The organism is Natronococcus sp. JC468 (assembly GCF_012163165.1).
In the GTDB taxonomy this organism is placed as follows: domain Archaea; phylum Halobacteriota; class Halobacteria; order Halobacteriales; family Natrialbaceae; genus Natronococcus; species Natronococcus jeotgali.
Genome location: NZ_JAAVUO010000018.1, coordinates 36,412 through 51,544, shown reverse-complemented (window position 1 = coordinate 51,544; position 15,133 = coordinate 36,412). Strand labels below are relative to the sequence as shown.

General features: G+C 44.6%; 8 protein-coding genes and 5 pseudogenes. 9 read left to right on the top strand and 4 right to left on the bottom strand.

What is annotated here, in order from left to right; all coding sequences use genetic code 11:
* The first annotated feature begins 2 nt into the window (after nucleotides 1-2).
* Genes GWG54_RS12120 through GWG54_RS12100 form a run of 5 tightly spaced genes read left to right on the top strand, consistent with a single transcriptional unit; the run spans nucleotide 3 to nucleotide 6,324 of the window.
* The gene (locus GWG54_RS12120; protein ID WP_167938016.1) at nucleotides 3-1,082 is read left to right on the top strand and encodes a CapA family protein; all 1,080 of its coding nucleotides are present in this window, start codon (nucleotides 3-5) and stop codon (nucleotides 1,080-1,082) included.
* Nucleotides 1,083-1,120: 38 nt separating this feature from the next.
* The gene (locus tag GWG54_RS12115) at nucleotides 1,121-2,086 is read left to right on the top strand and encodes a glycosyltransferase family 4 protein (RefSeq protein WP_167938015.1); all 966 of its coding nucleotides are present in this window, start codon (nucleotides 1,121-1,123) and stop codon (nucleotides 2,084-2,086) included.
* The gene (locus tag GWG54_RS12110; protein ID WP_167938014.1) at nucleotides 2,076-2,978 is read left to right on the top strand and encodes a glycosyltransferase family 2 protein; all 903 of its coding nucleotides are present in this window, start codon (nucleotides 2,076-2,078) and stop codon (nucleotides 2,976-2,978) included. The genes GWG54_RS12115 and GWG54_RS12110 overlap by 11 nt, the downstream gene beginning before the upstream one ends.
* Nucleotides 2,978-4,843, top strand: coding sequence for a hypothetical protein (locus GWG54_RS12105; RefSeq protein ID WP_167938013.1), 1,866 nt, complete (start codon nucleotides 2,978-2,980; stop codon nucleotides 4,841-4,843). Before GWG54_RS12110 ends, GWG54_RS12105 begins: the two co-directional genes overlap by 1 nt.
* Nucleotides 4,840-6,324 (top strand): lipopolysaccharide biosynthesis protein, encoded by a 1,485-nt coding sequence (locus tag GWG54_RS12100; protein WP_167938012.1) that lies wholly within the window; start codon nucleotides 4,840-4,842, stop codon nucleotides 6,322-6,324. Before GWG54_RS12105 ends, GWG54_RS12100 begins: the two co-directional genes overlap by 4 nt.
* Nucleotides 6,325-6,459: 135 nt before the next feature.
* Here the strand turns inward: GWG54_RS12100 and GWG54_RS21370 are convergent.
* Nucleotides 6,460-6,592, bottom strand: a pseudogene (locus GWG54_RS21370) (IS630 family transposase); the annotation flags it as partial.
* Between GWG54_RS21370 and GWG54_RS21300 the strand changes: the two are divergent.
* Together GWG54_RS21300 and GWG54_RS21365 are read left to right on the top strand one after the other, a co-directional pair.
* Nucleotides 6,555-7,199 (top strand): annotated as a pseudogene (locus tag GWG54_RS21300) (transposase). The pseudogenes GWG54_RS21370 and GWG54_RS21300 overlap by 38 nt on opposite strands.
* Nucleotides 7,200-7,263: 64 nt before the next feature.
* A pseudogene (locus tag GWG54_RS21365) lies at nucleotides 7,264-7,338 on the top strand (integrase core domain-containing protein); the annotation flags it as partial.
* Nucleotides 7,339-7,358: 20 nt separating this feature from the next.
* Here GWG54_RS21365 and GWG54_RS12085 read toward each other — a convergent pair.
* From GWG54_RS12085 to GWG54_RS12075, 3 genes and pseudogenes are all read right to left on the bottom strand, one after another.
* Complete coding sequence (locus GWG54_RS12085) at nucleotides 7,359-8,492, bottom strand: sulfatase-like hydrolase/transferase (protein ID WP_167938010.1); 1,134 nt, start codon at nucleotides 8,490-8,492, stop codon at nucleotides 7,359-7,361.
* Between the two features lie 262 nt (nucleotides 8,493-8,754).
* Nucleotides 8,755-9,862, bottom strand: a pseudogene (locus GWG54_RS12080) (ISH3 family transposase).
* Nucleotides 9,859-10,891, bottom strand: a pseudogene (locus GWG54_RS12075) (IS630 family transposase). Before GWG54_RS12075 ends, GWG54_RS12080 begins: the two co-directional pseudogenes overlap by 4 nt.
* A gap of 364 nt (nucleotides 10,892-11,255) precedes the next feature.
* Between GWG54_RS12075 and GWG54_RS12070 the strand changes: the two are divergent.
* On the top strand, nucleotides 11,256-12,182 hold the full coding sequence (locus GWG54_RS12070; RefSeq protein WP_167938009.1) for an NAD-dependent epimerase/dehydratase family protein: 927 nt from the start codon (nucleotides 11,256-11,258) through the stop codon (nucleotides 12,180-12,182).
* 1,227 nt (nucleotides 12,183-13,409) lie between these two features.
* Complete coding sequence (locus GWG54_RS12065; protein ID WP_245242798.1) at nucleotides 13,410-14,582, top strand: O-antigen ligase; 1,173 nt, start codon at nucleotides 13,410-13,412, stop codon at nucleotides 14,580-14,582.
* The last annotated feature ends 551 nt before the right edge of the window (nucleotides 14,583-15,133 follow it).

Here is a 15,133-nt window from a genome sequence, read left to right as displayed (position 1 = left end):
TGATGGATAATAACTCTTCAGAGGTGAAAGTGAGAGCTGTTGGTGATATAATGACGGGGATAGGGTACTTTCGCTCAGTAGCTAGTGAAGAAAATATACCAAAAAGAATTAAACGTCCGGAGGATTGTGTAGTTGAAAATGAAGTAATGAAAGAACTAAAAGAATCAGATATTTTGTTTGGGAATCTTGAAGGTGTAATATCCAGTGATTTTGAGAAAGTTAGAGAGAGTAAACCTCAGTGCTATATGTTTCCAATAGAAACTATAGAGATGTTATCTAAATGTGGTTTTGACATTGTAAATATTGGAAATAATCATATATTGGATAACGGGGAAGAATATGTAAGAGAAACTATAGAACATCTTAAATCAGCAGGCATTACTCCAATTGGTAACCCTTTAATGAGAGAGGATACAGTTAGAATAAATAAAGGATATAACTCCTTTGACTTTTTAGGATACAATCTTTGTAGAGATGATATGAACACTAGTAATATTATAGACGATGTAAATAGAACTAAATCAGAATCGAATATAGTAGTCGTATCTCTTCATTGGGGTAGGGGATCGGAACACATGCTTGAGCCGTCTCCAAAACAAGTTAGAATAGGCAGAGAAATTATTAAAAGCGGAGCAGATATCATTTTTGGCCATCATTCACACACATTCCAACCAGTAGAAAAATATAGAAATGGAATTATTGCCTATAGTTTGGGTAATTTTATATTTGACATGTGGAGAAGGGAGAATAAGGAATCGGGGATACTAGATATTAATGTCCATAGCGGAAAAGTAAGATCAGTAAATATTATACCAACTGAGGAGAGAAACTACAGAATACAGCTATCTAATAGCAATAGGATGCTGAATTTATCAAAGAGAGCTGGAGAGTCACAGCTAAATAGAGAGATTCAACCAGATGACTACTCCAAAGAAGCTAGAAGAATTATAAAAAACCATAAGAAGGAAGTATTAAGGCAATATATATCGAGTATGCATAAAATACCAATTTCAGTCCATAAAAACACTCTAAAACGGTGGATGAAGAAGGGGAACCAAAAGATAATTAATAGATATTCATGAACGTATTACAAATATCGACAACAAGCAATAAAAGTTTTTTGCAAGATCAGTTGAGATCACTCGGAGAGAGAGGAATAGAATGTGATCTAGTTGTTGTTAATTCTGGCCCAGACGATTATAACAAGAATTCGAATATAATAACGAAAAGAATTATAGGCGAGGCAGAATATTCTCCTCGATACTATGCATATGCCGCTGGAAAGTTGTATGTGAAAATTTGGCATAAAATAGTCCGGAATGATTACGACCTCGTACATGTGAATTCTGGATTAGCAGCACCAATGGGTCTACTTCAACCTACTCGACCAGTTGTAATATCATTCTGGGGATCCGATGTCATGGGTGCATATTTAGGAGGAAAATCAACTGATATTTGTGATTATTGTGCTAAAATAGCTGATAAAACAATCGTTATGAGTGAAGAAATGGATTCAAAACTAACATCTGATTGTGAAATTGTGCCCCATGGAGTGGATCTCAATAAGTTTAAGCCAATCAACAAACAGAAGGCAATAGATGAAGTTGGTTGGGATCCAAAGGAATATAATATACTATTCCCATATAAGAAAAATAGAAAAGAAAAAAGATACAACCTGGCTAAAAAAATCACAAGAAGAGCTGGAGAAATGACAAAGAAGCCTATTAATATACATAATGTAACCGGAGAGCCACACGAACGGATACCATATTATATGAACGCGTCTGATTGCTTACTTATTACATCTACTCATGAAGGCTCTCCGAATACCGTTAAAGAAGCGATGGCATGTAATCTTCCAATAGTATCGACGGAAGTAGGGGATGTAGTAGAGAGACTCAAAGGTGTCTCAAACACATATGTTGGGACTGATTCAGAAGAACTATCATCTGCCCTTGCTAATATACTTATGTCTGAACAACGGTCAGATGGGAGGAAGAAGACTAGTGAGTTTAGTATAGATAAGATGGGTTCTGACTTAGTTAAAATATATAAAGAAGCTTTTAGAAACCACCATGGCAACTAATCCAAAAGTTAGCGTTATCATACCCTTATACAATAGGGAAGATACTATATTACGCTGTATAAAAAGTGCATTGTACCAAACATACAAAAATTACGAAATTATAGTTGTGGATGATTGTTCTGACGATGATTCCGTGGGAATAGTTGATGATATAAATTCAAATAATATAAAATTGATAAGACATAATGAGAATAAAGGTGGAAGTGCTGCTAGAAATACCGGCATCAACCAATCTAATGGGGAATATATAGCTTTTCTTGATTCGGATGACGTATGGCATCCCCTCAAAATTGAATCTCAGGTAAATTTACTTGAATCTCGCGGAAAAGAATGGGTTGCCTCATATTGTAATGTTTGTTATATTTCCAATAGTATTTTGTTCAATACAATAAAGAACTCTAATGAGAAGGTGGAAAAAATGGAGGGGGGATCAGATCTAATTCCAGAAGTTCTATCTATGAATTTTGATTTGGGTGGATCCTCTACTCTGCTTGTGAAAAAAGAGACTGTTGATGAAATTGGTGGATTTAATGAAGAATTCGATCGGCACCAAGATTGGGAGTTTTTAATCAGATTACTAAAGATCGGAAAAATAACTCATCTGCCATATCCATATGTACGGAAGTATTCCACTTCCAGTCCTTCTATAGAAAAAGTGAAGAATGCAAAATACAAACTGATGTCTGAGTTCAGACGAGAAGTAGCAGCTGCGGAATCAAATGGCTATCCAGTGAGAAAGTATCACCGGCTTGACTTAGCTAACCAACATATGAGAAATGGTAGTATGTGTGAATCACTAAGGTTGCTTTCTCAATCAAAGTTCTATCTCAGCGGAGGAATGGGGTTTATAAAGGCGACCTTAGATAGACTGTTTCTAAACAAGATAAAATGATGGAATATATTCTAAACAGATCTGGGAAAATTTTATCGTTATCTATAATCACAGCTGTAGTAGGGGGTGTTAGTTTTGCATTTTATATTCAACAGCCAAATTTAGCTATTGAAGGTATGAAAATATTAGGAATCCCACTTATCATATCTGCAGTATTTATATTATCATTGGAGGATCCAATAAGGTTGAAAAACTATCTAAACATGCATGAATATTTGAACTATAGTATAGATACACATCTAAACCAGTCAAGAATAAATAAAATATTCTTTATAGTGTTTTCTCTTACAATTTTTTCCCTCTTACTAAGTTCTGAACGATATTGGTACTTCTTCGTGTTAGTTTCTTTATTGTTTTCTATAATATTGATCGAGGTGATTATTGAAAAGACTAGGAATAGTTATTCAATTATAATACATTGTGTGCTAACGCTGTTATTGATCTCCTTTAGTGTGACCCTTCTCCAACCGTTATACTATGGAATGACAGATATACTGTCACATTTTCAAAGGTCGGTGTATACGGGGTCAACTGGAACAATAATTGGTGAAAACGCTACCAGTTATGCAAGTTTCCCATTATACCATATATTTGTCGGATCTTTATTATCTTTGTTAGGAGACTATACCATAAAAACATTTTTCATAATTACAGGCCTTTCTTATTCCTTCACTCCTTCATTTGTCTATATATTCGCAAGGAGAATAACCAAACATGAAGGGTTATCTTGTGGATCTGTATTAGCATACTCAACATTACCAGTAGTTATATACTATTCAACATATGTTGTAACTAGAACGTTTGCATTTATCGGGTTTTTGCTCCTGCTGAGTCTCATCTTCCCAAGAAGAATTGGGAAACGGCCTGCATATTATGTACTATTCCTAGTCATATCTGTCTATATCCTCCTCGTTCACCAAGTGTCATTCATACAAATAATGTTCTTATTGGTGTCCCTTACCGTGGCATCTGCTATTATTTTGAAAAAGAACATACGAGAGTATAAGATGATATTATTCTTATCCATCATATTTATTTCATACTGGATATATAATGCTTCAGATCTCTTAAGTCACCTAATATCTATTCAAATACTTGGATTAGAGCATGCTTCTAATTATAGTGGTGCTGGAGTATCAACAATTAGCTTTCACCCTATCGAGTATCTAAATAGCCACTTCATGGTGTTATTTATATTTATTGGCATTGCAATAATCCTAAAAAGAAGGGAAGATGATTTGGTTATACTGGGAGTATTTGCTCTTATATGTTCTTCATTTATGGTATATAATCCGCTATATGTCATAGAGAGATTACAGTTATTTAGATTAGATCGGTTAGTATTATTAGTGAGTCCAATTACGGGTATAGTGATTGGGTTTACATTATGGTCCTTTGGGTCTAGTAATCAGAATAGACAGATACGCGTCCAAAATCTGGTATTAATCTTCATATTCTTTATATTCGTATTTTCATCGGTTACTGGTGGTATATATCACGATGCAGCTGCTGATTCTCCAGATATTGACTGGGCAGAGCCTCCAGAACATTTTTCTGAAAAGGAATTGCAGTCATTTGATTTTTCAGAACGTATCCCAGACAATTCTGAAATAGGAACAGATTATCACTCATATCGGTATTTAGACTCACGTTCCATAGGTGATCAAGAACATTCTCGTCAAGTGACTAGCATTGAAGACCCGAAAGAAACCCACATGGATTATTTACTAATCCGGTCAGGGCGACTATCTGGATCAGGGGTATACTTTGGTTCTGGGCGATCAAAATATTTATATAACTCCAGCATCCCAGTTTCAGACAAATCGGCTATTTACTCTAATAATAAATCTAAAATATACACATGACATCAATATTCACCAGATTTATCTCTGTTATAGGGTCGAAGTTTGGCACATTGTTGATAACATTAATATATACACCAATCTTCGTACGTTTGTTAGGGAGTGGTGGGTATGGTGATTATTCATTAATCCTTGCTATATTAAGTGTATTAATGACATTCATTAATGCAGGAGTGTTTGACGGAGTGAGGAAGTTCATTTCGGAAGATAGAGATTATGATAAGTGGGAAATGAAGGTTTTTGCATATTATTTTAGAATGGCAATCTTACTCCTGCTGGTTGTTTCATTAGGTATAGTGATATCTGTGTTCTCAGGTATATCTGACCTTATTTTAGGGGCCGAGTTTAGGTATTACTTTTTGCTTGCAATTTTTATATTAGTGTTCAGGCAAGTATTTGCAGTTAGTAGAGCGGCTTTAATGGGAATTGGAGCTGAGTCAGTTTCGGAGCCATTAGGTATCATAAATAAATTGATATTTACTTTAGTAGCAGTATCGCTACTTCTTCTTGGTTTTGACATCTATGGGGTATTATTAGCAGAAATAATATCACTATCAGTCATAGTGTTACTATCTTTTATTTACTTAAGAAATTATATAGATTTTTCATACATAATTAAACCAATAGGAGAAGAATTCCCAAAACATGAACTAAACAAATATAAGAAACAATCTGTAGTGCTAGTGTTATTACTGACCACATTATATAAGGTAGATATTATTCTGCTCAATCCGATTGCTGGTAGTACAGAAACAGGATATTATAGAGCAGCGTTAACTATTGCTGAATTTCTTTGGTTTATTCCAATGGCTTTACAAATGACTCTCCTACAGTCTACATCAGAGTTCTGGTCTAATGGACAAATTGGAAAGGTAAATAACATTTCTTCTCGTATAACCAGATATACTATTCTCTTAGTTAGTTTACTATCCATAGGAATTGCTATATTATCAAAATCATTTATTCCTCTCTATTTTGGTGAGGAGTTCTCAGATGCAGTTCTCCCATTGTTGATCCTAATTCCTGGTGCGTTCTTTTTCTCAATACTTAGACCGATGCTGTCAATTGGCCAAGCAAGTGGTAATTTAAGACCTTTAGTAATCTCAACCACGATTGCAGCCCTTCTAAATATCGTGCTAAATCTTTTACTTATACCTAAATATGGTATGTATGGAGCCGCAACCGCGACAAGCCTAAGTTATGGCTCTATGTTTGTGTTCCATATATGGGCTGTTTATAAAATTGGTTTTGATCCCTTCCAAGATCTGAGACTTCTTTCCATTGTGGCTACAGTACTTTCCTCTGGTGGACTTCTATTTGTTGTAGACCGCCTTATTTCGTCCCAACTTTTATCAATTATTGTGGTACCACCACTTGGATTATTTATATTCATTCTATTCTCTATAGCATACAAATCTATTTCAGCACAAGAGATTCAGGTAGGGGAAAGAAAAATTCAAAATATAATACATAAACTAGAATAAATTCGATTTAGAGATACATTCTCGCTGAGTTAGATATCGAAGGCTCTCACGGAGCAGTCTGGAACTGGTATATCGGCTGGCTGGCAGCGAACGCGACCCTCTGACGGTGTAATAATCAATATAATTTTACAAATTCCAGACCTGTTCGGTTGGGTTCAGAGATGATGAAGGCCAGAAGAAAGACGAGATCGATGTCGAGTTGATGTGCGCGCTTACGCGTGTGTTCGCAGATGTGTGACGAGAAGGTATCCAAGACGAGCAGAATCTGTCTTCATCGATTGGTTCACGAACTTGCCGAGCCGAACCTGCTCGGCAAACTCTTCCGAATCGACGGGACAGACATTCCTGTTGATCACCGTGACGACGACGCGAACTGGAACTACGACCACGCTGAAGACGATTACTACTACAGGTACGGTTGCTGTGTCGTGACCGCGGCAAACAGTATTCCGATCGCAACGGTGTTCACTCCCACGAAGAAGGTCGATGAGGAGACGGCGATGCGCGTTACGAGTGACGCGCTCGCCGTCGAAACCCCACGGTGAATGATCGGTGATTCCGAGTTTGACATGCTCAAGTGGCACGACTACCTGCTGGAGCAGGCGGTCGTGCCGGTTACTCCGTACAATCCACGAAATACGGACGACCCGCTGGAGATTAAGTATCGCGTCGAAGACAAAATTAAACAGTACAGCGACACAGTTCATCTCTGGCAGAAACAACTCGATAAGACGTATGATCAACGCTCACGGGTGGAAACCGCGATTGGTGTCTGCAAGGATCTCGGCCTCGGGACCACAGGTCCGAGGCCGAGTGAGGGTCAAAGCACACGTCTTTCTCGCTCTTTGTCTTCGCTTGGCTGTTGCGCTCGCTAATCACCATCGAGGGAACGATGTCGCCAGCCCAAACATCATGGTCTGAGAACCGTTCTGCACCACCACCCAGTTCGTGCATTATTATAATCGCCAGAGACCGCATCAATCGTTCGGTGGAAAGACGCCAGCGGGGTACTGAACTATACAGTGCTAGTTATCTTATTGATTAATATATCCGAGGTCCTCAAGATGTTCTTTATCAATCTCGTCCTGTTCTCGAACTGAACGGCTGTGTTTTTCAGAAAATACATTACTAGCTGTTTTTTTAGCCTCATTCCGGCCGAATCCTGGTTCTCCATAAATTACTTCACCACTTCTCCAGCCTTTTATTGCAGTATTCATCAATTGAATTGCATGATTCCTATTTAATGGAGAATATGAACTTTTTGTGAGAAGGTATCCCCACCATCCTAGTCGGTATAATAAATTCTTCTCCGTAAATAGATATCCTCCAGATTCATCCCATAAACTCCACTCAGTATCATCATGCTGGTTAAAAATAATCCGGTCTGTAGAACTCTGAGATAGTAGGTTACACCCATCTGTGTTTCCTAATAGAGACTTTTTATTTAATAATTCAGCAACAGTTGGAAGAATATCAACCTGGCCCATCCACATATCAGAATCGTGGCCTAATGAATTATTGTAAAAGACAGTTGGTACGTAAACCAATTCTGGGACAGTTCTATACCCATGCCCGTAAAATCCATGATCACCAAGAACCTCACCGTGATCTGCTGTAAATATGATTAGGGTATCCTCTAATAACCCCCTGTCCCTTAATACATCAACTCTTTTTTCGAATTTTTTAATGCTATTTGTAACACTATCATCATAATCTTGGCTTGCATTTTTTCGGTTATTGCTGCAATAGTCGCGGACAGAACCATCATATTCTTCTTCGGAATAATTATACGGAGCATGTGGGATTAAATCCCGTTCAAAATACACGAATGGTGGTTCAAGATTGTTTATAGACTCATGCGATAACCTTTTTGAAGTTCCTAGTACTTTCCCTAGTTCCTTTCCTTCATTGTAGAATGAGCTATTTTTGCACAGGTCGAATATTGTCTTATGGCTACTATCTAACTTATTATTGAATGATAAAACACCATGTTGAGTAGGATATTTACCAGTGAGGATAGACGCAAAACCAGGCGGGCTAGATATACCTGAAGCAACTGTCTTTATAACCTGTTGTCGGTCAAATTCCGATATAGCAGAATCATATCTGAGCGAATCCGATACAAATATAAATACGTTTTCAAAACCATCTTTTTTCTTAAGTTCCATATCTCTACCAATATGCTCATAATTTATAAATTATTCGGTAGCCTATTTATATAGTTTCTCCATCTACCTAATTAGTAATTGGTATATATTCAGTACCTCACAAAGCGTTCCTGCTCACTTGGGCTGAAGCCACAGTTTCATCCTGATCAGTAGTGATTGACGAAAGTTCTGACCGAAGATCGAGCAGAGTCGTCGCTGTCGGCGGCGGTCAGCCGCCGACGCGACGGCGTTCCACTTGCAGGGAGGCTGGCGCGATCGGGCGTTAGCGGTGAAACCGATTGTCCGGTGGCCGATTTGCAGGGACGGCCCGACGCACCGCGAGGGCCGTCCATGCTGCCCGACATACCATCTTGATGAATTCCTTGAACGACCAGGACCAGAGACGACGCCCGCCACGGCGGGGCGTTGCCACATACTCCCAATGCAGATACCGCCAAACGTTCTGTAACAGCAGACTCACCACGACATACAACAGCCGAACCACCGGATTTTGCGTTGTCGTCATTGCAATGCTTTGCTCGGAGAGCCGGTACGTCGCTTCGATACCGAAGCGTTTCGTGTAGTGGTATCGGGCGTCGCGTGGTGAGTCGATGAACGGCGCGTCAGCGGCATAGCCGTGACGCGCCACTCCATGTTCGTCGTACCGCCCGTTTTGGCAGGTACAGTCGATATAGACGGGAAACTTGACGATCACAGCTGGACCATCGAGTTTCGCCGTCAGATCGTATTGGATGACGCGGCTCCAACTTTCCGAGAGTTCCTGCTTGATCGTCTTTCCTCAACTAATGATTGGTATCACGTAGGCGTGGTTGTGCGCCTGAAGTAGCGTGAGACACTTGCTATCGTAGAATTCACGGTCAAGATAGACGGCCTTGACGCTGAGGTCAAGGCCGTCCAGAATCCCGAGAAACTCAGCGAGGACGCTGCTGGCGGTGTCGCCGTCGATGAGACGGCGCACCGCCAGCGTATAGCGCTTGTTCTGTACACGCACGTAGAGGTGGCATAGGCATGGAACGCGGTGGTTCCACGTTTCGCTTCTGAGTGATAGAGACCGCCTGTTCGTTTTCATCACCATAGTAGGGCCGCAGGAGGAGGTCTGCGCAGACCTCCACCTGCTCAGGAAGAACAGCGAGTGAATCCTTCTGGAGAAGCGTGTTTCCAACCTGTTCAACCGACTCAAGGTCGAATTTCTCGCGGAGATAACACAGAACGGTGTTTTGGTAAGGTGAATTGTTGCTGTTCTCACAAAGCTCTGAAACCGAGGTCCAGTCGGCGCACGAACCGACGAGGACCTCATAGATGTCTTCTGTGTCGACCTCAGCATTCTTGCCGAGGTCAAAATCAACGTCCTCGTTAAGGTTAGTACTCAAGGAATTTTTTGCAAGTCAAGGAACTGCTTGATCCAGTTTCCAGCGAATCTCACACGGTCAGTTAATTTCTCGAAGACAGTACTGACGAGAGCACGGAACTCCTCCGCGCTCTCGACGATCAACGGCGACATCTCTCACTTCAAACTCTTCCAGACCAATTCGATTAGGTTGAGATCTGATGATTCAACCACAAGAATACGAGATCAGTACCGAGTTGGGACGCTCGCTTACGCGTGTACTCGCACGTATTCAAGAAGAGATTATCTAAGACGAGCAGAATCCCGGCAAGCGGATTCTGCTCGTGGATTGCTTCGAGACACTCGCAAATCCGTTCTTTCGTCTGATCTTCCGGGAATGAGACGATACTCTCACCGTTGAGTGCACAGAAGCCGACTGCTGGTTCATCGATTCGAACCAGCGATCGCTCGATATGTAGGTTATCGACGTACCACATCCGACGCGAATTATCCCACGGCTAGGAATGTGACGCGTCGAAGAATCTAACAACAGTCTCGCCATCTGTACAAATATTGTCATCAAATTCCCAGTTACCGTCTTCATCGGCTTCATGTTTGTTGTAAGGCTGGTTATCGTTCTCGACGAGCGCCTCATCAAGGCGCTCGTCGAAGATCTCTTCAGCGTTACCAGGCCGTAACGGACGCTTTATTCGCGGAATCGAGTACGAAAACCCGAATTCATGGAGGAACGTGCTCAGATCATCTGGACGATACTCAACGTCGAATTACTCATTGAGAAGATACTGTATCTCCTGTTGTTTCCATGGTAGCCCTTACGCAGGAGTTTGAGAAGCTCTTCTTGTTCATCTTCGTCGAGCTTTGGGGAACGTCCATCCCCGAAGTCCGGCGTCAGTTGACCGAGTCCACCCACATTCCAGCGGCGACCCCACCGATTTCCGATTGATTCAAACTTCCCAACCCGATTTGCTGCCTCCTTAAGGGTGTCTCCTTCATAGAGATTCTTTACGAAGGTAAGAAGGTGGACGACCTTCGGATCGTCCGCCCCGGCCAGGAGTCAATCAAGCTCTTCATCAGAAAGATGGCGAACATCGTCCTTTTGACGATCGCCGGTCACTGTGGGCCGATTATCTCCCTCCAGCCCCAAAACTTTCCTCATATACTAATTTATTGAGTTGGCAAGGGAATTAAAGAGGTGGTTCTCGTGGATTGAATCCTCCGCTTGCTTTGCTTACTTGGACACAACTCAGCATTCGCATAGTGTATCTCGACCACGACTGATAACTCGCCAGGACAGAGCTGGAGACTTAAGCTGAGTCAGCAGGTGATACTTTGTGAGGGTCTGGTTTCATGTAATCCTCTTAAACAAGTGAACCAGCAAACACATATGCTGGCCTCGAATACACTCTTCTATGCCTATGAGTCAGCCGATTAACCGAACGATTCTTATCACAGGTGGGGCAGGATTCATCGGGAGCCATCTCGCGACCGAACTCGTTGAAGCGAACGACGTCCGCGTACTCGATAATCTGACTTCGGGTGAGCGCGCGAAGGTTCCCGAGGGTACGACGCTCATCGAGGGCGACCTCAGAGACGAGGACACCCTCGAGCGAGCCACCGAAGATGTCGACCTGATCTTCCACGAGGCGGCGCTCGTCAGCGTCCAGGGGTCGGTCGAGGCCCCGCTGACGAGCCACGATATCAACGCGACGGCGACCCTCGAGCTGTTTGAAGCCGCACGACGGGAAGACGCCCGTGTCGTCCTCGCCTCGAGCGCGGCGATCTACGGCCACCCTGAACAGGTTCCGATCGAGGAATCCGACTCGAAGACGCCGGCCTCGCCGTACGGTATCGACAAGCTCGCGATCGACCACTACGCGAGACGGTACAACGACCTCTACGATCTCGAGACCGTTGCGCTCCGCTACTTCAATGCCTATGGTCCGGGTCAAACAGCTGGCGACTACAGCGGCGTTATCAGCATTTTCTGTGACCAGGCGATTAACGACGAATCGATCACTGTGCACGGTGACGGGGGACAGACGAGGGACTTCGTCTTCATCGACGATATCGTCAAGGCGAATATCAAGGCTGCAACGACCGACTATGTCGGGATGGCCTATAATGTCGGTACCGGTCAGACCGTGACTATCCAGGAGTTAGCCGAGACAATCGTCGAAGTCACAGATTCTGCGTCCGAGATCACGCATACTGAAGGAAGGGATGGAGACATCCGTCACAGCGAGGCCGATATCTCCGCAATTCAATCCGACCTCGGATACGAACCGACCGTTTCGCTTTCAGAGGGCCTCGAACAGACTATCGACTGGTATCGTCAGCAGTAACGATACGGTATTTGAATGAATTAGAAATCAGATATAAAGTATTACTATAATAAAGGATTATACGGAATTGTTAAAGACCCTCGAGAAACGGAGACCGCCTGACTACTGACTTGTCCGTCCTCCAGCGAGGAAGAGGTCTTGACGGACAGGAGAACGACGATCTACCCAGAATAATACAGTATGGACCAGATAGACGAGCCCTCCATTTTATCCTGCTAATGAAACCTCTTTCCAACCGGCAACCCGTTCGAAACCGTTGGTGGGAACGTCGGCTATAGCCCATTGGTCACCTCCTCTCATAGAGATCAGCACTCATATTCGGAGTTTTGCACAAGGAAAATTGATCTCCTGTGAGAACCGCCTGCCAGAAGAAATTATGAACTAGTCTGCTAATCCCTATCACATCTCGAGGGGGCGCTTCGTACCGAACGTCGGCAACGTCCTCGAGCGTCACCTACATGCTGTCTCCGGCTCGGCCTTTTCCGGAGTGAGCCCCTGCCAGTAAGAGTACTCGAGTGACTCTCGCACAACCGCGATAGCGGACCCACCATCCGGGTGGTTTCGAATCACGTCTCGAGAGACGTGCCGAAAACGCCGCGACGAACTACTCGCAGGCGTGATACCATGTGTACAACTCTCCGAACAGCATTCGACACTCATGTGCCTGCTCAAGCACCGCGTCGGTCGGCTCTTCATCGCGGTTATGATCAGTCCACCACGAACACTGGGACTATTGTCCCAACTCGAAGGAAAGGAGGGCCATGTAAAGTTATACAGCGCGTAGACGACGGGACTGTAATGCGGTTCGATCACACTCAGTGAACGTCCGGTCGATAGACCGATACCGGTATATAGGACACGTCTCGCGGATACTTCGCTTCAGCTGTTCCTGTTGGCTGCACCCTCTAGAAACAGATTGGGATGTACCTCCAGCGACAGATCCTCGAGCATCAAGCGATCCTCTCGAGACCGCGTTCGATGCGGCGCTTCGTCTTGGTTGCCCCGCCTGCTGTGAAACGGCTGTCTGCAAAGATTCTCAGTTATCGAACTGGGAACCCTGGTAGCTTGGAGCAGTTCGAGACCCGACCTCAGCTATACCTCATAAAATATTGAAGGCTAACGTGGTACCACCGGAATTTACATCACTATCAAGATATTCGTAGATGGGATGGTAGCTCACCGATGAACTTTCAACGGTTACGCTGGGAAGAGGCACCCAAGGAACGGATGAGTACGCTCTACGAGGTGATCCTTGCGTTGCTCCCGGTCGTCGCGAGTCTCTCGGTCACGAGCTGGGGTCTCCCGCAAGTGGTGGGCTATCTTCTCACCGGCACGACACTCGTTTCGGTCTCCGCGTACGGTCTTCTACACCCCGACATTCGGCTGCAGTTCGACTCTGCATTTCTCGTGCTGATCGGCGGCTACTGGCTCGGACTGCTCGCACATTACTTCACTGCTCCTCATATGAAACTGCTCCAATATATCGCTGCCACCCCACTTGCGGTGTTTGCGCTGGTGATCGTCATGCCGGTGTTGATCACCGGTCGCGAGCAGGTCTTCACAATGGGACTCACACTTGTCGCCGTCGTACTCACAGTGATCGGAATCGCCATGCTCTGGCAGGAATTCCTGACAGGTGAGGATCTCTATGCGTCCGTCGGTGGCGCGGCGTTTGGTATTGATGGGATCCGTACGGCCTCGATCTTCGACAACCCAAACGGCTATGGATTCGTGATGATGGTCGGTAGCCTTGCGGCACTGTACACGTTCCTGTCTCGCCGCGGGGCAATCTGGTTCGGTGCGCTCATGGTCTGTCTACTGGGCTTTCTCCTGAGCGAGAGTGATGCGGCACTTGTCGGATTCACTGCCGGTTCAGTACTTGTGGTCTCGGGATTCGACCGCCGCTTCGGTGTTCTCGGGATCGCGTTCGCCATCGTTGGTGTCGCCGTCGCGATCCGTCTCGGTCACGTCGGTAACGTGATGGAAACAACGCTGCTGACCCGCGTCGACCGGTGGGTGGCCTCACTCGAGCGCCTCGCTCTCGATCCGATGCTTGGCATTGGGTTTGCCGATATCGCCGACGAGATCGGCGAGGCCCGAGGGCCACATAACTCCTATATCTACCCACTGCTCAACACTGGAATCATCGCCGGCAGCCTGTATCTGGGCTCGTTCGTCTACGCGCTTGGCCAGGGAATCCGCACACAGTGGACCCCGTGGACCGCTTTTATCGTTGGGCTCTCCGTCGCGATCTTTCTCTATATGGGCTTCGAGTCGCTTTTCCTCGGTGGGTTTAGCCCCTCTTCGATCATGCTGGGACTGTGTCTTGGCCTCTTGCTCTACTCCCCGGAGGCGGACGGACCAGTTACCGATATTCGATCGAAGTTCACGATTCGATAGCGCAATTCCGTCTCTTCAGCACGTTCTGACACAGTTATTACCCACGTTGACAACTACCGAAGAAACCCTCCAGCAAACCACCGCGGGTGGGAATGAAAGAGGCAGGCGGTGTAGACGAAGCACGACGACGTCCTCGCTCACTTCGTTCGCGAGGGCGAGACACGGGAAGCTACACTGACAGAGGCTTTCGGAACATTCCCCGCTCCGAGGATGAATCCACTACCCGGAGTCTCGAGGGTCATCGACCAACTCGAACAACCGCGTCCCCTCATGGACACAGTTCACGTGTCCGGCTGCCTCGAGGACCTCGAGCCGATTGTATACCGTGTTCCGCGAAAACTCCGTCCAGTCAACAAGTGCGCCCTTCGTCGCTCGCCCCTGCTGTAGTTGATCGAGAATTTGCTCGTCGGCTGGCCGCAGATCCTCGGGGTCCATCGGTTTACTGATCCGTGACATAGCCATGGCCATATATCCCGATAGTACGCACTTAGAACTGTTTGTGCGAACAGCTACTATGCATATGCATATTGCACAACTACTAAGAGCGACGC